This window comes from Promicromonospora sukumoe (assembly GCF_014137995.1).
Taxonomy (GTDB): Bacteria; Actinomycetota; Actinomycetes; order Actinomycetales; family Cellulomonadaceae; genus Promicromonospora; species Promicromonospora sukumoe.
In genome coordinates this window covers 1,816,952-1,834,699 of the sequence record NZ_JACGWV010000001.1, presented here as the reverse complement: position 1 = coordinate 1,834,699, position 17,748 = coordinate 1,816,952, and the positions used below count along the sequence as shown (strand labels likewise).

At 69.3% G+C, this 17,748-nt stretch carries 19 protein-coding genes; 7 read left to right on the top strand and 12 right to left on the bottom strand.

Annotated elements, in window-relative coordinates:
• Positions 1–42: 42 nt before the first annotated feature.
• The 3 genes from FHX71_RS08085 to FHX71_RS08075 all read right to left on the bottom strand — a co-directional run bounded on the left by FHX71_RS08085 (position 43) and on the right by FHX71_RS08075 (position 1,541).
• Positions 43–465, bottom strand: a complete 423-nt coding sequence (locus FHX71_RS08085; RefSeq protein ID WP_182615211.1) for a nuclear transport factor 2 family protein — start codon at positions 463–465, stop codon at positions 43–45.
• A 52-nt stretch (positions 466–517) separates the two neighbouring features.
• A complete protein-coding gene (locus tag FHX71_RS08080; RefSeq protein ID WP_220489562.1) occupies positions 518–961 on the bottom strand; it encodes an Rrf2 family transcriptional regulator in 444 nt (147 codons plus the stop codon).
• 103 nt (positions 962–1,064) lie between these two features.
• Positions 1,065–1,541, bottom strand: coding sequence for a VOC family protein (locus FHX71_RS08075; RefSeq protein WP_182615210.1), 477 nt, complete (start codon positions 1,539–1,541; stop codon positions 1,065–1,067).
• An 89-nt stretch (positions 1,542–1,630) separates the two neighbouring features.
• Here FHX71_RS08075 and FHX71_RS08070 point away from each other — a divergent pair, with 89 nt between their 5' ends.
• The 3 genes from FHX71_RS08070 (at position 1,631) to FHX71_RS08060 (ending at position 3,766) form a co-directional block, all read left to right on the top strand.
• Positions 1,631–2,203, top strand: a complete 573-nt coding sequence (locus FHX71_RS08070; protein ID WP_182615209.1) for a TetR/AcrR family transcriptional regulator — start codon at positions 1,631–1,633, stop codon at positions 2,201–2,203.
• 52 nt (positions 2,204–2,255) lie between these two features.
• On the top strand, positions 2,256–2,927 hold the full coding sequence (locus FHX71_RS08065; protein ID WP_182615208.1) for an NADPH-dependent F420 reductase: 672 nt from the start codon (positions 2,256–2,258) through the stop codon (positions 2,925–2,927).
• Positions 2,928–3,001: 74 nt separating this feature from the next.
• Positions 3,002–3,766, top strand: coding sequence for an SDR family NAD(P)-dependent oxidoreductase (locus tag FHX71_RS08060; protein ID WP_182615207.1), 765 nt, complete (start codon positions 3,002–3,004; stop codon positions 3,764–3,766).
• A 434-nt stretch (positions 3,767–4,200) separates the two neighbouring features.
• Here the strand turns inward: FHX71_RS08060 and FHX71_RS08055 are convergent, their stop codons facing one another.
• Positions 4,201–5,415 (bottom strand): sulfotransferase family protein, encoded by a 1,215-nt coding sequence (locus FHX71_RS08055; protein WP_182615206.1) that lies wholly within the window; start codon positions 5,413–5,415, stop codon positions 4,201–4,203.
• Positions 5,416–5,612: 197 nt separating this feature from the next.
• Positions 5,613–6,680 (bottom strand): cytochrome P450 family protein, encoded by a 1,068-nt coding sequence (locus FHX71_RS08050; RefSeq protein WP_182615205.1) that lies wholly within the window; start codon positions 6,678–6,680, stop codon positions 5,613–5,615.
• A 483-nt stretch (positions 6,681–7,163) separates the two neighbouring features.
• Here FHX71_RS08050 and FHX71_RS08045 point away from each other — a divergent pair, with 483 nt between their 5' ends.
• The 4 genes from FHX71_RS08045 to FHX71_RS08030 all read left to right on the top strand — a co-directional run bounded on the left by FHX71_RS08045 (position 7,164) and on the right by FHX71_RS08030 (position 11,792).
• Positions 7,164–7,448, top strand: coding sequence for a hypothetical protein (locus tag FHX71_RS08045; protein WP_182615204.1), 285 nt, complete (start codon positions 7,164–7,166; stop codon positions 7,446–7,448).
• A 205-nt stretch (positions 7,449–7,653) separates the two neighbouring features.
• Complete coding sequence (locus FHX71_RS29975; RefSeq protein ID WP_182615203.1) at positions 7,654–8,847, top strand: cytochrome P450 family protein; 1,194 nt, start codon at positions 7,654–7,656, stop codon at positions 8,845–8,847.
• Positions 8,848–9,011: 164 nt separating this feature from the next.
• Positions 9,012–10,307, top strand: a complete 1,296-nt coding sequence (locus FHX71_RS08035) for a cytochrome P450 family protein (protein WP_182615202.1) — start codon at positions 9,012–9,014, stop codon at positions 10,305–10,307.
• A gap of 111 nt (positions 10,308–10,418) precedes the next feature.
• Positions 10,419–11,792: an ABC transporter substrate-binding protein gene (locus tag FHX71_RS08030; RefSeq protein WP_182615201.1), complete on the top strand. Its 1,374-nt coding sequence runs from the start codon at positions 10,419–10,421 to the stop codon at positions 11,790–11,792.
• Between the two features lie 55 nt (positions 11,793–11,847).
• Here the strand turns inward: FHX71_RS08030 and FHX71_RS29155 are convergent, their stop codons facing one another.
• From FHX71_RS29155 to FHX71_RS07995, 7 genes are all read right to left on the bottom strand, one after another.
• The gene (locus tag FHX71_RS29155; RefSeq protein ID WP_281383784.1) at positions 11,848–12,285 is read right to left on the bottom strand and encodes an NUDIX domain-containing protein; all 438 of its coding nucleotides are present in this window, start codon (positions 12,283–12,285) and stop codon (positions 11,848–11,850) included.
• Between the two features lie 338 nt (positions 12,286–12,623).
• The gene (locus tag FHX71_RS08020) at positions 12,624–12,944 is read right to left on the bottom strand and encodes a hypothetical protein (protein WP_182615199.1); all 321 of its coding nucleotides are present in this window, start codon (positions 12,942–12,944) and stop codon (positions 12,624–12,626) included.
• A gap of 98 nt (positions 12,945–13,042) precedes the next feature.
• On the bottom strand, positions 13,043–14,251 hold the full coding sequence (locus FHX71_RS08015; protein WP_182615198.1) for a hypothetical protein: 1,209 nt from the start codon (positions 14,249–14,251) through the stop codon (positions 13,043–13,045).
• Positions 14,252–14,334: 83 nt separating this feature from the next.
• The gene (locus FHX71_RS08010; RefSeq protein ID WP_182615197.1) at positions 14,335–15,249 is read right to left on the bottom strand and encodes a lantibiotic dehydratase C-terminal domain-containing protein; all 915 of its coding nucleotides are present in this window, start codon (positions 15,247–15,249) and stop codon (positions 14,335–14,337) included.
• Between the two features lie 466 nt (positions 15,250–15,715).
• On the bottom strand, positions 15,716–16,501 hold the full coding sequence (locus FHX71_RS08005; protein WP_182615196.1) for an aldo/keto reductase: 786 nt from the start codon (positions 16,499–16,501) through the stop codon (positions 15,716–15,718).
• Complete coding sequence (gene tmk, locus FHX71_RS08000; protein WP_182615195.1) at positions 16,498–17,133, bottom strand: dTMP kinase; 636 nt, start codon at positions 17,131–17,133, stop codon at positions 16,498–16,500. The genes FHX71_RS08005 and tmk overlap by 4 nt, the downstream gene beginning before the upstream one ends.
• A complete protein-coding gene (locus tag FHX71_RS07995; RefSeq protein WP_182615194.1) occupies positions 17,130–17,720 on the bottom strand; it encodes a 3'-5' exonuclease in 591 nt (196 codons plus the stop codon). Before FHX71_RS07995 ends, tmk begins: the two co-directional genes overlap by 4 nt.
• Positions 17,721–17,748 lie beyond the last annotated feature (28 nt).

Genomic DNA, 17,748 nt, shown 5'->3' with positions numbered 1-17,748 from the left:
GCCCCGGCACCAGTACGGACTCGCCCGAGCCTGCCGCTCCCGTCACTCTCCGCCAGGATTGAACGCCTGATGGACGGCCAGGGTGTCCTCGTAGAGGTGCATGCGGACGATCTGTCCGTCCTGGACCTGAAGGTGCATGGCGGACGGCGTGGTGAACTCCTCGCCATTGGCCGCGACGGTGTGCGTGAAGATCCCGAGCAGCATCACGTCGCCCCCGTCCACGATGATCCGCTCCAGCTCGACCTGTGACTTGCCGGGCTCGAAGACCGGCCACATCGTCGTGAAGTAGGGCGCGACCTCCTCGCGGCGGGAGCGGCGGCCGGTCCAGGGCAGGTCGTCGCTGCCAGGGACATGCCAGTCGATCTCGGGTGCGAAGAGCTCCTGGATGCCGTCTTGGTCCTGCCGACCGAGACGTTCGACGAACTGCTCCGCCACGGCGCGCGAGGTCTGAGTATCTGTTGTCATTGCGCTTGTCCTTGTCGTTCGTGAGGGTGAGCCGCCCGGCCCGGTGGTCGCGTCAGGCGGCCCGGAGCACGTCCCGCAGGACGTCCTCCAACGTGGTTCGCACCAGTTCCTTTCGCAGGGCGACCTCGATCTCGTCGTAGACGGCGGCCATCGCCGGTCCTATGCCGTGGCCGACAACGCACTCGGGGTCCGGCGTCGAGCGGTGCAACGCGAAGAGCGGTCCAGGCTCGAGGGCCTCGTAGACATCGAGGAGGGTGATCGCGGCCAGGTCACGTGAGAGCACCCAACCGGCGCCGGTGCCCCGCCTCGACTCGACCAGACCGGCCCCGAGAAGCTGGGACAACAGCCGACGAATCACCACCGGATTGGTGTTGACGCTCGCCGCGATCTGGTCGGAGGTGGCAACCTCCTGGCCGCGGCGCTGGTACAGCCCTACCCAGGTCAGCGCATGCGCCGCGATGGTCAGCCTGCTGTTGGCACTCACGTCGTGCGCCACCTTTCTCGCCTCTCCATGATCGTAACCATACTTGTTACAACGAACTACGCAAGCCCCCGCGGAGAGAACACGCTTCCGGCCCGGGCCGTCAGCGCGCGCCGACCTACAGGTCGGAGTCGAGGACCGGCGGCCCGGCATGGCGAGAGCCTGCCGGGAACAGGTCCCGCAACTGAGGGCGGTCGCTGTGCAGGTCGCAGAGCTCCACGACCGTTCCGGACGGTCCGGCGCTCAGCAGCGGCCGTCCACCGACGGTCGCGTAGGGGCCGAATCCGAGCGCCGCCAGGCGCTCACCCTCCTCGGCGATGTCGTCGACCCAGTAGCCGATGTGATGCACGCCTCCGCCCGGCGGGGCCGCCAGCGGCGTGCCCGGGATCGCCTCCCACAGCTCGACGGCGAACGGGCCGCCCTCGGAGAAGGTCACGTGGCACTCGACCTCATGGTCGTCGCCGTGAGCGTCGGTCAGGGTCAGCACCCGAACTCGCGTGGGGCGCCAGGACACCCCGAACACCTGGGAGAACTCCGCCTTCCCCGTCTCGAGGTCATCGACTGCCACTCCGACGTGCCAGATGTTCTGGCTCATCTCTCACTCCTGCCTCTTGGTGGATCCGTGCGCCACTCACGGTACGCCATAAGTGGGCACTGTGTCCGTTTAGCTGTTACGGTCGAGCCATGACAGGTTCCAGCCGGACGATCCGCGCCGATGCGGCACGCAACCTCGACGCACTCGTCACCGCCGCGGCAGAGGTCTTCCGGGACCTGGGAGCGGATGCCCCGCTCGACGAGATTCCTCGGCGGGCGGGGGTGGGCCGGGCGACGATGTACCGCCACTTCCCCACCCGCGAGCACCTGTTCGCGGCGATCCTCCGCTCACAGGTGGGCACCCTCGTCGAGGCCGCCGAGACCAGGATGGAAGCCACGGACCCCTGGCAGGCGCTGCTGGAGTGGATGGACGCCTACGAGGAGATCGGCGCTCGGTACCGCGGGATGAGTGCCCACCTCAGCGCGGCGTTGCTGGCGGACGAGTCGCCGGTCGGGGAGCTCTGCGCACCGATGAAGACTGCTTTCGACGGCCTGTTCCGCCGAGCGCAGGAGCTGGCCAGCGTCCGCCGCGACATCTCCGCGGCCGATGTGCTCGCCATCGTCTCCGCGTTGCCGCGCGATCCGGTCACGGGCCGAGCGAGAACTGCGCATCTCACGGTGGTACTGGACGGGCTCCGGGCAGCCGCTGCGCCCGCCGCATGAGACGTACCTGGCAACGTGAAGCAGCCCAGCACATGAAGAAGAGGGACAACCCATGGACATCTCCATCATCGGGAGCGGCAGCATCGGTGGCACCTTGGCGGGGCAGCTCGCCCATCGCGGTCACACGGTGAGGATCGCGAACTCTCGCGGCCCGGCCTCCCTCACGCAGCTCGCGGACCGGACAGGCGCCACCGCGGTGGAGACGACCGAGGCCACCGAGCGAGCCAGCGTGCTGTTCGTCTGTGTGCCGATGGGCGCGCTCCCAGGCCTGGGCGCCACGGTCGACGAGCACCTGCCGGCCGATGCCGTCATCGTCGACACCAGCAACTACGTGCCGGGCCTGCGCGACCAACACATCGCCGCGATCGACGACGGACTCGTGGAGAGCCGCTGGGTCGCCCAACAGCTTGGTCGGCCGGTCATCAAGGCGCTGAACACCGTCGGGGCGGCAAGCCTCTCCTCCGGCGGGCGGCCGCACGGAGACCCCCTGCGGATCGCCGCCCCGGTGTCAGGTGCCGACCCAGTCGCGAAGCAGACCGTCATCGCGCTGCTCGACGAGATCGGTTTCGACGGATTCGACGCCGGCGACCTCGAGAGCTCCTGGCGGCAAGGGCCGGGTACCCCCGTCTACACGACGGATCTCCCGTTGGACCAGGCGCGCCGAGCTCTCGACAAGGCCGTTCGTGGCGACACCACGGCCTGGCGGGAGCACATGGCCAGATGAACCAACAGCAAGCAGGCAGCAGGCAGACACGACGCCAGGCGACCGTCACTCCCGTCGCCCACGAAGGAGCAGTCATGAACGGCAAGCTGGACGGCACGGTGGCACTGGTGACCGGCGCGAGCAGCGGCATCGGAGAGGCGACGGCACGCGCCCTCGCCCGCCAGGGCGCTGCAGTCGCCCTGGTAGCCCGGCGCAGGGACCGCCTGGAGGAGGTCGCGGAGTCGATCCGGTCCGACGGCGGAACCGCACTGGAGATCGAGGCGGACATCACCGACGGGACCGCGGCCCAGGGCGCCGTGGAGCGCACGGTGGAGGCGTTGGGCCGGCTGGACACGTTGGTCAACAACGCCGGCCTCATGCTGATCGGACCGTTCGCTCAGGCCCCGGCCGACGAATGGGACCGCATGCTCGCGATCAACGTCCAGGGGCTGCTCCGCATCACCCAGGCCGCGCAACCCCACCTGGTGCGCGCCGCGGAGGACACCCCGCGCCAGGTAGCGGACATCGTCAACATCAGCTCCACCGCCGGACGCGTGGCCAACGCCGGGAACGCCGTCTACAGCCTGACCAAGTTCGGTGTCGTCGCGTTCACCGAGGCCCTGCGCAAGGAGCTGCTGCCGCAGCGCGTCCGCGTGAGCGTCGTCGAGCCCGGCACCGTGGACACGGAGCTCGGGACCCACGTACGCGCGGAGCTCCAGGAAGCCATCGCACGCCAGACCGAAGGGCTGGAGAAGCTGCACCCCGAGGACATCGCTGACGCGATCGCCTACATCGTCACCCGCGACCGCCGGGTCGCGGTCAACGAGATGCTCGTCCGAGCCGGCGCCCAGACATGGTGACGTAACTTCTCGCAACGGAGCATCATGACAAATTCCGGACCGTCTCCTATAGCGGAGAGTTCTCGTTAAGGCATGCGCAGCCCGACCGACGGCGGGGTCGCCCTTAGCCACCGGATGCTCAGCAGGACGCCATCTCGTACGAACACGACGTCGTCGAGCGCCAGCTCCGGTGCCGATCTCGCCGCAGGACGGCGTGGCAGTGCGCTGCGTGACATTCAGTACCTCCAGCCGGAATACGGCCGCTCGAGCGGTCCGTTCAGTGCCATACCAATGTCCCGCCCTGATGTCTTGAATACGCTTCGCGGCTATAGAGCCTCTTCGGCGCCTTGGTGCGATGGTGCACGCCATCGGGTGCCACTTCAAGCAGCACTCGCACCAGTACCAAAAAGATGACTTTGTCGACCCTACGACCCTGTCCCGGTCGATGGGGTCTGTCAGAGTTCGATGGCCGGGGTGGCGTCGCGGAGGTCGAGGCGGTCCAGCATGCGGTTGTACGGCGCGAAGGCAGCTTCGGCCTCGGCGCGGTCGACGTAGCGGGAGAGGTCGTACCGGTGGGACGGGGCGCCCTTCGGCTTGGCGATCACCTCGGCCAGGTGCTCCTGGTCGCGAGCGGTCCACCTCGCCCCGATCGCCGCGTACAGCCGGGGAACCTCCGTGAACGGGTCGGCGGACAGCTTGTGGTAGGGCACGTCCACGATCGAGGACGGCGGCATGCTCATCCGCGTCTGAAGGCCGTTGTTGACCTGGGTGACCACGTGATCCAACACGGTTCGTCCGACCACTTCGGGATCTACCTCATGCTGGACCATGCCCTGCAGGGTCTCCAAGAGACTCGCGCACGAGCCGATGACCGTGACCGGGTCACGGTGGGTCCACACGAACGTGGCGTCCGGGAACACGTGCCGGATCGTGTCCATGTCGCTCAGGTGCCCCGGGTACTTCAGCACCCACCGCCTGGGCTCGCGCCCGTGCTGGAGGACCTGCAGCCCCAGCTTGAGGTACTTGTACTCCGCCAGCACGTCGTAGTCGGCGAGCCACGCACTGTAGGACGGCATCGGCCCGCGCTGGAGCAGCCAGTGCACCCCGTGCGCGAAGAAGAGCACCGACTCCTCCGGTCGGTCGATGTACATCGGGTGCTTCTCCTGCAGGCCGGGAGCGAACAGCTCCATCAGGGACAGACCCTGCTGCAGTTGCTTGATCACCTTCCGCTCCGTGTGCGGGTCGTGCAGCATCGTGTGCTGCAGCTCCCAGGTCAGCGGACCGCGGTGGTCGGGTGACTCCGCGAGGACCCGGTGGGCCAGCGTTGTCGCGGTGCGCGGCAGCCCGCACACGAACACCGGCGCGGTGATCTGCTCCTCGGCGACCTGCGGGTGCTCGGCCAGCACACGGTTGACCCGCAGCCTGTTGGCATACTTCCCCTTGACCTCGTTGCTGATGAGGAACCAGCCCAGCGGCGACAGCCCCGGGATCTCGGCCGCTCCCTCGATGATCCTGCCGAGGTCGTCGGCGAACGGGCGGTCCTGGGCACCTGCCTGCTTCTCGACCTGCGCGACCGCCTTCGCCCAGGACCCGGCCGGGTTCCGGTAGCCCGTGACGAACGGGGCAAGTGCAGTGTTCAGGACTCGGGTGCTGCGTGGGGTACGGCTCACGACTCTCCTCGGTAGTAGCTGGATCTGTTGCCGGTCACGACTCGCACCGTTCACACCTCACCATCGCCGCATAACGGACTATCGGGGCAGCCAGTGGCGGTCAAGAGACGATGCGCCATGCGGAGCACATTCACCCCTCCCACGGACCCTGGCCCGCGATGCCGTGCGGTCGCTGCCCTGTGATCACAACTCGGTGATCACGGTCCTCTGGTGATGCCGAGGGTGGCCGGCAGGGTGGTCGGGCGGCGGAACCGTAGGTCGAGCGCCCAGGTGATCTGGTTGGCGTCGATGGTCAGGGAGGGTTCGACGTGGCGCAGCACCGTCTCGACCGCGGTGCGGACGATCAGCCGGGCTTGCCCTGATGCGGGGCACCGGTGCGAGCCCGCGCCCCAGGCCAGATGGGCACGGTTGCCGAGCCCGTCCCAGGCGCTCGTGCCGCGCACGTGCGGGTCGCAGGCAGCGGCCCCGACCGCTAGAAGGAACGCGTCGCCCGGCTCGATCCAGATCGCCTTGCCCACCAGGTGGCCGCCCTGGAGCGCGAACCGTGGGGCCAGCATGCTGACCGGGGAGGCGTCCCACAAGACCGCCTCGAGCGCGTCGTCGGTCCCCAGACGTCCGCCGGCCAGCCGCCGGGCGAACGCCTGGTTAGTCAGGGCACGCAGCAGTGCCTGCCCCAGCCATGCCTGCAGACCTGCGGACGCGCCGGAGACCAGGGACAGCGTGCCCAGCACGGCCTCGCGGATGCCGCGGTAGCCGTGGTGGGCCGCGAGCAGGCCCGCCGGTGTCATACCGCCGCTCGCGTCCCGCATGGCCTGCCCAGCGATCGGGAAGCTCAGCTCCCCCAACCCCGCATCGTCCAGCACCGCATCGTCGAGCCCCGCGGGGTCCTGGTTGGTTACGGTGTCGCTTGCGAGCTCGAACAGCTGCCGGGCCGTGACTGGGGCCACACCCAGGAGCGTGCCGAACCCGAGCCGTGCTACGGGCTCGACGTACTCGCGCATCAGGTCGACCTCACGGCCCGGGTCGGATCGGGACAGGTCCACCAGCCGGGAGACCATCTCCCCGCACACCGCCCGCACGGCCCGGCCGATCTCAGCCGCATCGATCGCGGCCATGACATCGTCCAGCGGGGCGCGCAGGCGCGCGTGCTCCGTACCAGTGCTCGTCTCGACCCGCTGCCAAACCCCGGCCCGGAACGCCGCCCGGAGATACGCCGGCAGCCCGCCCGCGTCACCGTTCCAGACGGTGGTCTCGGTCGTGACCATGCTGGAGTCCCGAGCCAGGGCAGCGATCGTCGGGTAACTGGTCACCAACCAGGCCCGCGCCCCAGACCCCAACCCGACCGGCGCGACCGCTCCCCACTGCTGACGCAGCCAGGACCAGGCCGCGACCGGGTCTCGGACCGAGAGCACGTCGGCCAGCAGCGGGACATCGACCGGATCGTGCAACCGCACCGGTGGACGGCCCGTCTCCGAGAGCGCCGCGGATCCGTTCGCTGCCGGGTACATCATCTGGCATCTCCCATGGGCTGCACGGTCAGCGGTCGCCCACGACGGGAGGCCACGAGCCGGTCGCGAGACTCCGCCTGGGCGCCACGCGGTGACGCTGGCGCCGGCCAGGACACGCTGAGCGTCCCGTGCGGTCGGGCCAAGAGGCTCACACCCGGGTGGGTGGCGGTCGCAGCCAGGTAGTCCGGGGCCTGGTCAGGCCACCAGTGGAACCCGACGTCACCGCCCCCGGTGGCGGGTGTGGAAGCGGTGCATCGAGTCAGCCATCCGTCGAGTCAGCGCATCGGCGACAGGGCCCTTGCCGACGGAACCGACCTCGATGCCCCCGTCTGGCAGCACGCGGCCCCCGTTGCCCTCGATGTCCACAACGGCGTAGTCAGCGGCGGTCGAGTCCTGCTCACGAGCCACGCAGAGTCCTCCAAGGATGTGCCGACCCGCCGTGCGGGAGTGGTCAAGCGCTGGAGCGGACGGTCGAATCAAGTGATCGTCGAGTTGTTCGATTTCTCACCGGATGCCATTGCATGAATTCACCACGCAATCCACCGCGGACGACTCTACTTCCACGAACGCACGAAAGGGCGCGCCAGCGTTGCATTTTCCGAAAATGCAACGTTGCTTTTCTTAAAATGCAACGGTTTTATCTTGTCAGTGGCAGTTGTCGGGTGGTGCGGTTACGTCTATGACTTCTGAGGCGCCTGCGCGGCACGTTCTGGACCCGACCGGGCAAGATGTGTATGGCGAGATCGACAGGCTGCGCGCCGACGGCCCGGTAGTCCGGGTCGAGATGCCCGGCGGGCTACCCGCCTGGGTGGTCCTCGGATACGCCGAGGCCGTCGAGCTGCTGAAGGTCCGCAACCGGGCCCCGTGGGTGTCCAAGGACATCGCGTACTGGGCCGACTTCATCGCCGGGCTCGTCCCGGCGGACTGGCCGCTGCTGATGTGGGCGATCAAGGCCGGCATGTTCACCGCCGACCCGCCGCGGCACCGGGACCTGCGGTCCTGGGCCGCTCCCGCGTTCACGCCACGCCGGATCAAGCGTCTGGCCCCGGTCATCGAGCAGATCGTCGCCGACCGTCTGAACACCCTGGCACCCGCAGCGCAGGCGGCGCAGGTCGTGGATCTTCGGGCCGAGTTCTGCCTCCCGGTGCCGATCGAGGCCATCGGCGCCCTGCTCGGTGTCCCGGACGATCTGGCCGGCATGTTCCGCTCCGGCGCGGACGCACTGTTCGACACCTCGGTCACGCCTGAGGACGCCCAGGCCCGGTTCTTCGCCTTATTGGGCGCGATCGAGACGATGGTCGACCGCAAGATCGCCGACCCCGGTGTGGACCTGACCAGCGACATGGTCAAGACCCTGGGCACGAAGGACGCCTACACCCGCGAGGTGCTGCTGGAGACGGTGCGGCTGACGATCGTGGCCGGGTACGAGACCACCGGCAACCTGATCGACCAGGCCGTGTTCGCGCTGTCAACCCACCCCGAGCACCGGGCTGCAGTGCTGGCCGGGGAGATCTCCTGGGATGCCGTGATCGACGAGACCCTGCGTTGGGCCGGCATCGCCGCCAACCTCCCGCTGCGCTTCGCGGTGAAGGACTTCGAGCTCGGCGGCGCCCAGATCCACGCCGGTGACGCGATCCTGGTGAACTACGCCGGCGCCGGGCGTGACCCGGCCAAGTTCGACCGGCCCGAGGTATTCGACCCGACCCGCGCCTCCCGGGAGCATCTCGGGTTCGGGCACGGCACCCACTACTGCCTCGGCGCACCCCTGGCCATCCTGGAAGCCAAGACCGCGCTGCCCGCGCTGTTCGACCGGTACCCCGATCTGAGTCTGGCCGAGGACGTCGCGACGATCCCGGCCAACCCTGGGTTCATCACCAACGGGCACGCCCGCCTCCCGGTCCACCTGAGCACCACCAGAGCCTGACCACCGGGGCCTGGCAGCCCAGTGCCGGGGCCGCCACAGACGGCGGCCCCGGCCGACAGTTTGACGAGCGTCCGCCCACCGATGGCCCGGCGCTGCCACCCCGCTTACGTCCCGCCTGGGCTTCGTGCGCCCTGAAACCACCCATTGCTCGAGGAGATCCTGCGTTGTACGGCACTTCTGATGTCCGTCTGGACGACCTGTCCGCCGACCCTGTTCCGGGGCTGCCGCTGCTGGCCGCGGCGACCATGGCCCCTGACCCGGCCGCCGTGTATCGCACGTGGCGGGCGCAGTGGGGCCCGGTGGTACCGGTCGAGCTGTCCGACGGGGTGCTGGCCTGGCTCGTGCTCGACTACGAGGACATCAAACGAGTCCTGACGGGCTGGTCCACCTTCAGCCGCGACGTCGAGCACTGGGCCGCGTTCCACGACGGACGAGTGAGGGAACACACCGGGCTGCACGCGTTCTTCAGCCCACGTCAGAACGCGTTCTACACCGAGGGCGAACGACGCGTGCGGTTACGGAACGTCGTGGACGACGGATTCGCGAGCATCGACGAGACCAAGCTCGTCCGAGCAGTACGAACCGAGTGCCGGAGACTGCTCGCCCAGATCGCGCCCCTGGGTGCGGCGGACCTGGTCGCCTCGTACACCGCGGCAGTGCCGTCGCTAGCTGTGGCGGCGATGTACGGGCTGCCGGCCCAGTTGGCCGACCGGATGCGGCAGTACGCGACCGACATCTTCAGCAACACGGCGGCGGCCGTGCCCGCGTTCGTCGGGTTGAACGCGATGCTGACCGAACTCATCGCCATTCGCCGCCAGGACCCGGGCGACGATCTGCTCTCCGCGATCGTGCACCACCCACGGGCCCTGGACGACGTCGAGCTGCTGGACACCGCGCAGATGATCCAGTCGGCCGGGCACGAGATGTCCGTGGCCTGGACGACCATGGTGCTTCTGCACCTGCTGTCCGACCGCGACTTCGGTACCCGTACCCGCCACGGCCGCCTCGGTATCGACGAGGCCCTGGACCACGTCCTGGTCCACCAGTCCCCCACCTGGCACACCCCCGCCCGGTTCATCACCGGCGACACCGAGCTCGGCGGCCGCGTCCTGCACCAGGGTGAAGCGATTGTGTGCGCGGTCGCGCACGCCACCAAGACCATGCACGAGGGCACGGACCCGATCTGGGGCGCCACCAGTCGCGCCACCCTCGCCTTCGGCGCCGGCGTGCACCACTGCCCCGCCTCGCGCGTCTCACGCATCATCACCAAGACCGCCGTCGAGGAAGCCATGCGAGGCCTGCACGCCCTCAAGCTCGAGCTCCCGGTCACCGACCTGCCGTTCGTGCCCGGCCTCTGGGCCCGCTCCGCAGCCACGCTCCCGGTCACCTACGAACCGGGCCACCTGACCATCCCCGCCCACCAGGCCGCCTCCGCCGAGTGGGACCTCGTCGGCGCCTGACGCGCCCGGGCGACACCGCCAAGACCCGACAGGCCGCCACCGGCGCGCTCCATCACAGGTGGTCCCGACCGCTCCTACGCACCCCACCCGTCTCCTGAGAGGAACTGCTCCATGCCCCGCCCCAACCCGGACATTCACCGACGCCACCGCCCCTGTCAACGAGCGGCCGTCGCGACGGCCGCCGTCGCCGGACTCCTGACCCTGGCGGCGTGCACCACCAGCCTCGACAGCGCTGGCGAGGTCGCCACATCGACGGGCAGCAGTGACCAGGATGACGTGCTGACGGAGGGTGGTGAGCTCCTGATCTGGGCCTGGGAGCCCACCTTGAAGCAGGTCGTGGCCGACTTCGAGGCCGAGTACCCGAACGTGGACGTCGAGCTGGCGAACGTCGGCACGGGCAACGACCACTACGTCGCCCTGCAGAACGCCATCAGCGCCGGCTCCGGCGTCCCCGACATCGCCCAGGTGGAATATCACGCCCTGCCCCAGTTCACCATCACCGACTCCCTCGCCGACCTCACGCCCTACGGCGCAAGCGACCTCGGGCGCACGTTCTCCCCCGGCACCTGGGACGCCGTCACCGGCGGCACCGACGCCGTGCACGCCCTGCCGATGGACTCCGGGCCGATGGCCCTGTTCTACAACCAGCGCGTCTTCGAGGACGCCGGCGTGGCCGTGCCGACCACGTGGGCCGAGTTCGCCGACGCCGCCCAAGCCATCCAAGACCATGACCCAGGCACGTACATCACCGCGGACAACGGCATCAGCACCTTCACGACGTCGATGATCTGGCAGGCCGGCGGCCACCCATTCACCGTCGACGGCACCACCGTCACCGTCGACCTCGCTGATGAGGGCACGCTCCGGTTCGCGACCATGTGGCAGCAGCTCATCGACCAGGGCCTGGTCGCTGATGTCTCGGACTGGTCCGACGAGTGGTTTCAGGGCCTGAGCGACGGGTCGATCGCTGCACTGGTGACCGGGGCATGGATGCCCGCCAACCTTGCCACCGGAGCTGCCACGGCGTCGGGTGACTGGCGGGTGGCCCGCATGCCGCAATGGACCGACGGCGCCAACCAGACCGCGGAGCTCGGTGGGTCCTCCCTCGCCGTCACGCAGGTCAGCCAGAATGCCGAGCTCGCCTACGCGTTCGTGAAGTACGCGAACATCGGCGACGGAGTCGCCACCCGCCTGAACGCCGGCGCGTTCCCCGCCACGATGCGGGACCTGACCGATCCGGCGTTCCTGGCCCAGGAGCCGGAGTACTTCGGGGGGCAGCAGATCAACCGGGTCCTGGCCGACTCCGCCACCCACGTCCTACCCGGCTTCCAGTACCTCCCTTTCCAGGTGCACGCCAACAGCATCTACCCGGACACCGTCGGCCAGGCCTACACCGGCACCACCACCCTGACCGACGGCCTGACTGCCTGGCAGGACGACATCGTCTCCTACGGTCAGGCACAGGGCTTCACCGTCAACAAGTAGGGCCAGCGTTCGAAGGACGACAGAGGGGCAGCCGCGCGAAGCGGCTGCCCCTGTCTCAACGGGTCCAGGCCCGCCAGAACGGGCCGTCGGCGCGCTCGAGCAGAGCGTCCCGGAGCGCGACCGGTGCCATGTCGTACTCCGCCAGGTCCTCCAACGCCAGCCACTGCGGGTGGTGGATCTCCGCTCTGTCGAACGTCTCGGTCGACGTCGGATCTGGGTCTGAACCTTCGGCTTCGAACACCAGGGTGATCACGTTCCCTACAGGGCCCGGGTGGGCGGTGTGGTGTAGAGCGCCCGCAAATCCAGTGACCGTGACCTGCAGCCCGGTCTGGTGTGCCACGTGTTCTTGCAGCGAGCCCTGGACCGACCTGCCCTCCCCGACACGGCCACCAGGCAATGTCATGCGCCCAGTGGCCGTCTCGCGGACCACGAGGACGAAGCCTTGCGAACGGACCAGGGCCCTGACTGTAAGCTCGCGCCCCGCTCCGAGCATGTTCTGTGCATGGCCGAGGGCAGGCTCACGCGTCTCGGGCGGATCACTCACACGGTCGCCGAAAGCACTGCGTGCTCGTGGGATCCGTACGAAGCCGAGGTCCGTGTCCGACTCGACACCCAGCACTGCTCGCAACGCTTCTCGGTACGCCTTGCCCGGCCATCGCGTCAGCCCACGCTCCCACCGCCAGACCTGTTCACGGCTGAGCGTCCCGGCCCGCCCGGTCGTGGCACGGATGTGCTCGTTGACCGCCTCCGCCAGCTCACGACGGGACATAGGCGCCGTCGATCTGGACGGTGAGCTCGTTGCCTCGCGCCGTGCCCGCAAGCGGTCGTTCGTCATACGTCGCCCGGCGCACGGCTCTGCCTGCTCTCCGCACCTGACTCGCCGGAGAGTGTGACTGACAGGAGGGTGTCGTGGGCAGCGTCGCCGGCCAGCCAACCCCGCCAGAGCCAGTCGTCGGTGACCACCCTGCGGGGTACCGCGGGCAGCCGAAGGACGGCGGCGAGGAGTGCAGCGTCGTCTGGTTCGGGGATGCTCAGCCGTGCTTCGACGACGTGGATCGAGCTGCTGTCGACGCCGCGCACAGGGAGAGTGCTCGCCGCGACCTGCACCACACATTCAGCGGAGATCCCGCTGGCCGCGGCCAGGAGCCGCATGCGGATACCCACCTCGACCAGCCGAGGCTCGGCGACCGTTGGTGGAGGTGTCTCGTCGCTCAGCCCGCCATCTGATGCCCGGCGGGGCGTGGAACCGGTCATAGGTCGGGCCTGACGGCGTGGGAAGCCAGGTCGACGATGTCACCGAGCCGTTTGGGCAAGCGACCGTTCAGGACGTTCCCGGTCAGGCCGGCGTTCTTCACGACCTCGGCCAATGCTGACCGGTCCCCGTCGGTGATCGACGCAGTGATCGCCGCATGTCGCAGCACCTCCTGCGCGGCGTACCCGTCGGCCGCCGCCAAGGCCTCTGCGGTGGTCTGGGCGCCGACGGCAGGGGCGGCGGGGTGCCGGTGAGCATGGGCGATGATCGCGACCGCGGCCCCGTATCTGGCCCGGTAGTACACGTACCCCTCCCTCGGCACAGCACCGGCCCGGTACCGGGCCACCATGGCGTCAGTGGCCAGGCGACGGGTCGTGGCAGAGGCGCACAGAGCGGTCAGGCAGGTCGCGGCGTCATAGTCCTCGTCCGGAGACACGCCCGAGCTCGACGCCGAGATCAAGGCCCGGGCGCCGTTCCCGTCCCGGTTCAGGAGGCGGGAGGTGACCTGAGCCTGTCGCCCTTCCAGGAGGCGGTCGTCGTTCCCTGCGTAGGTCGCGGCCAGGACGGCAGCATCGGCCCAGCGTCCCGCCATGGCAAGGGCGAACGTGCCACCGACCACGAGCTGGGTCCGTGCCAGACCAACGAGCTGGCGGTGCTGTGCCAGGGAGGTGTCGATGTCGCCGAATGGCAGGGGCAGACCGTCCAACTGGATGGGCAACCGGCCATGGAGCGCCCCGAGGATCCGGGTCAGCATCGCCACACCCTGGTCCGGGTCGGTGCGCAGGTGAGCACGGGCGCGGCCGGTGGCCGCGCCCACTACTTGTGCCGCTTCCTGGGCCGTCAACGGCCGCGTCAGGTCGGTGTACAGGCCGATATGCCGGGCGCTGATGGTCCGCGCGAGGTCCGGCTGGTGGCAGTCCCTGGCGATCTGTGCGGCACCCGTCAGAGCCCGACCCGCCTCCCGCACCGTGACCTGCCGGTCCGTCGCTGCCGCCGCGGCGCGGGCGGCAGTAGCGACGTGGTCGAGGCGGGTGCGCAATGGCAGGCAGGCCGGACGCGGCCTGGCCACCAGCGGGAAGCACGCGGCGATCTCGCCCCGCCCAACGCGTCCCGTTCGCACCGTGCCCGCGGTGGGCTCCGTGTGCTGGTCTCGGGTCGCGGTCGTCGTAGGCGACACGTGGGTGACAAGGGTGCGTGCGCTGGTCATGGTCGTCATCTCGGGGATCTGTGGTGCGTCAAGGTTCGCGGCGGCGAGGGTGCCCTGGCTGACTGGTGTCGCTGTGTTCGGTGTCATCGTTTGCCCTTGGCCCACAACGCGTTGCGGATCGCGACGGCCAGGACCTGCTGGTCGACCGGGTGCAGGCCGAGCCGGTTCCAGTGCGCTGCCACGGCGTGCCGCAGGTCGCGCTGCAGCGCGTCGGGAACCGTCGCGCTAGGTGTGGGAGTGAATCCCTGGTGGGTCAGGGCGCATAGGCGGCCGCCTGCATCGGCGAGGGCACTGGCCCACACTGCCGCGTATTGGTCCAGGTCCAGCAACCGTGTCGCGGGCGTGAGCAGATAGGCACCGAGCATCTCGGTCAGCCCGTGGGCCCGGACCCTCGCGGCCTTTTCCAGCGGGGTCGCGTCGAGCCAGTGCTGGTCGACGAAGTCCGCCGTATGCGGAGTGCTCAGGCCCGCCGCGTGGCACAGGGCCACGGTCAGGATCCCGGCCAGATGCCGGGGCACGAGCAGAGGATGGTCCTCGCGCAGGTAGTCCAGGACGCCCTGGCTGTCGGCACAGTGCAAGTCCGCTAGCACCAAAGCCCGGGGCCCCGGTACACCGGACAGGTTCCCGACGGGCCGCATCGAGAGCGGGGTCGGCGCCGGTGCGGCCCACCAAGGCCCAGCTCTTCCGGTTGGACCCGCCTGGTTCACCCATGCGGCCGCCTCAACCGCGGGCAAGCCCTGCAGGTAGACGCGCCAGCCCCGGTCCTGGTTCAGGAACCACCACCGAACGCTAGCCTGTGCGCACAACTCGTCCAGAACGTCGGCAAGCACGATCGCCACGCCCGTGCGAGCCTGGGGCCCGGCAGTGAAGACGAGGTCGAGCTGGGACCAGCCGACCACGTCCGCTGGCGCTGGCGTCGGGCTGGGCACCACGATCGTGCCCTGCGTGTACGGCTGGGCTGTGCGGGGCGTGGGCAGGTAGAGGATCGTGCCGCTCATTCGGCCCACCCGATCCCCAGGACGCCGTCGCCACCGCAGACCGGAGACGCGCGCCGACGCAAGGACTCGAACACCAGCCGCGTGCCGAACCGCCCGTACAAGAAGCGTGGCTCGAGCTGGATCGCCCAGGCGACCGCCGCGCGGGCGATCCGCTCGGGTCCCAGTACCGCCAGGATCGGCTCCAGGACGTCGCCCGCCGCGCGCCGGACGTTCCCGGCGTTAGCCTGCGGGTGAGCCCCGCCGTCCGGGACGGGGCGCCGTCCGGCTACAGGTTGGTGCGGCCCCACGTCGGGTCGCGGGCCGGATCCTGCGACGAGAGGTCTGGGTTCTAGCGTGCCCATCTCGGGCCTCCTTGCGTCATTACGTGGAACCCGACCGGTGACGGTTTCTCCAGCGCGTCACCGGTCGGGCGATCTATGGCCGCGATCTGCGTGCGAGCCGCTGAGCACATCGGCTGGATCCCGACCTACGTGCGTGAGAGGTTGACTTCGAGGTGCTCGGTCGAGGAGGTCCCAGGGATCGGTAGGACGACTGGTGACAGGTCGAGCAGGTAGGTGATCGCGGCGCGGGTGTCGGTCGCCAAACTCCCGGCGCCGAGGGGCGCGTAGGGCACGAACGCGAGTCCCTCGTGCGTGCAATACCGGACGACGTCGTGGTCGCCGTCGGTTAGGTTGAGCCGGTTCTGCACGGCGGCGATCGGTGCGGTCTTCAGGGCTGCGTCGATCTGGGTGGTCGTGACCTTGGACAGGCCGAGGTGCCGGATCTTGCCTTCCGCCTGGAGCGCCGCGAGCTCGCCGATCTGGTCGTCGAGCGGGACCTTCGGATCGATGCGGTGCAGGTAGTACAGGTCGATCCGGTCCACCGCGAGGCGGCGCAGGCTCATCTCGACGCACTGACGCAGGTACTCCGGCCGGCCAACGGGCGCCCACTGGTCGGGACCCTGGCGGGTCATGCCGCCCTTGGTCGCGATGACGAGGTCGTCTGGGTAGGGGTGCAACGCTTTGCGGATGATGCGTTCGGCCGTCTCGGGTCCGTAGGCGTCGGCGGTGTCGAGGTGGTTGACGCCGAGGTCGACCGCGCGGCGCAGGACGGCTTTCGCCATGTCCATGTCGGCGGGGTGGAACCAGTGGCCTGGGCCGGTCAGTTGCATGGTGCCGTACCCGATGCGCCGTACGGGCAGGTCCCCGCCGATCGAGAACGTGCCGCCGAGGTCTCCGGGCACCGGCTCTCCGGCGATGTCGGTGGTGCTCACGATGCCTCCTTCATGCCGTGGACCGTCTGGAGCACGAGCGAGGCGGCCTGGTCGGCAACGGCTTCGGGGTCGAGGTTGGTGGTGTCGATGTGCGCGATCCGGGCGCCGGTGGTGGCGAGCCGGTCGGCGGCCTGGTGGAAGTAGTTGATCTCGTTGGTGGTCGAGTCCGGGCGGTCTTGGTATCGGTTGTGTGCGCCGCGGTTGGTCAGCCGGTGGCGGACGATGTCCGGTGTCCCGGTCAGCAGGATCGTGAGGTCCGCGGGGAGAACAGGGAGGTTGAGGGCGTCCAGGAAGGTGGGCTCGACACCGTCGTGGCGCTGCATGGTCATCCCGGAGGTGGTGTAGCGGTCCGTGATGACGATCTGGCCTTCCCTGAGGCGAGGTCCGATCTCGGTGACGGCCTGGTGGTACCGGTCTGCGGCGTACAGGCACGCCAAGGTGTGGCCGGCGGTGGTCGGTGTGAGCTGCCGGGCCAGGATCCCGACCGGTCCGGTAGAGGGCTGTGTGGTGTGGTGGACCGCCAGTCCCATGGCGCGGAGTCGGTCGCTCAGGCTGCTGCACAGGGTGGACTTGCCGACGCCAGAGGGACCGTCGACGGCGACCAGAAGGCCATCACGGTGTGGCGCGGTCATGGCAGTTCGAAGAGGGTCGGAGCCTCATCCGTGGTCGGCGTCGAGTTGCCGCGCTTTCCAGAGCTCGCGATTTCGACGAGGTCGCCGAGGGTTGCCCCGCCGGGTGCGAAGCCAGAGGCGAGGTCGGCGAACAGGCGGGCGGTGACCAGGGCGTCGTAGTCGGCGCGGTGGGCCTTCATTCGTGCTGGCAGGTCGGTGTCCAGATGCCGGTGCTCGACCAGGGCTGTGAGTTTGTACGACTCCAGGTCGTAGCAACGACGGGCGAGCTTCAGGGTGTCCAGTGCGGTCGGGTGGTCCCAGCCGGGCAGCGACCGGTGCAGGACGTCCAAGTCGACGTGGACGGCGTGCCCGACGGGGATCGCGTCGCCGAGCGCAACCAGAATCTCGTCTGCCACGGCGTCGATCGTTGGTGCGCTGGCGACGTCGTCGTTGCTGATGCCGTGGATCTTGCGGGCCTGCCAGGTGATCGGGACCGCGGGCCGCACCAGCCACACCAACGGCTTCCCGACAATGCCGCCACGGACGGGCACGGCGGCGACCTCGACCAGGTCCGGTGGCCGGGCGCCGTTGCCCTCCACGTCGACCACGACGTAGTCGACGTCGTCCCATCGGGTC

Bases quoted from the DNA above. Each gene is read 5' to 3' on its own strand.
- FHX71_RS08085 (WP_182615211.1), bottom strand. From the start codon at position 465: ATGACAACAGATACTCAGACCTCGCGCGCCGTGGCGGAGCAGTTCGTC.
- FHX71_RS08075 (WP_182615210.1), bottom strand. From the start codon at position 1,541: ATGAGCCAGAACATCTGGCACGTCGGAGTGGCAGTCGATGACCTCGAG.
- FHX71_RS08070 (WP_182615209.1), top strand. From the start codon at position 1,631: ATGACAGGTTCCAGCCGGACGATCCGCGCCGATGCGGCACGCAACCTC.
- FHX71_RS08065 (WP_182615208.1), top strand. From the start codon at position 2,256: ATGGACATCTCCATCATCGGGAGCGGCAGCATCGGTGGCACCTTGGCG.
- FHX71_RS08060 (WP_182615207.1), top strand. From the start codon at position 3,002: ATGAACGGCAAGCTGGACGGCACGGTGGCACTGGTGACCGGCGCGAGC.
- FHX71_RS08050 (WP_182615205.1), bottom strand. From the start codon at position 6,680: ATGGTCACGACCGAGACCACCGTCTGGAACGGTGACGCGGGCGGGCTG.
- FHX71_RS08030 (WP_182615201.1), top strand. From the start codon at position 10,419: ATGCCCCGCCCCAACCCGGACATTCACCGACGCCACCGCCCCTGTCAA.
- FHX71_RS29155 (WP_281383784.1), bottom strand. From the start codon at position 12,285: ATGCTCGGAGCGGGGCGCGAGCTTACAGTCAGGGCCCTGGTCCGTTCG.
- FHX71_RS08020 (WP_182615199.1), bottom strand. From the start codon at position 12,944: ATGCGGCTCCTGGCCGCGGCCAGCGGGATCTCCGCTGAATGTGTGGTG.
- FHX71_RS08015 (WP_182615198.1), bottom strand. From the start codon at position 14,251: ATGACCAGCGCACGCACCCTTGTCACCCACGTGTCGCCTACGACGACC.
- FHX71_RS08010 (WP_182615197.1), bottom strand. From the start codon at position 15,249: ATGAGCGGCACGATCCTCTACCTGCCCACGCCCCGCACAGCCCAGCCG.
- tmk (WP_182615195.1), bottom strand. From the start codon at position 17,133: ATGACCGCGCCACACCGTGATGGCCTTCTGGTCGCCGTCGACGGTCCC.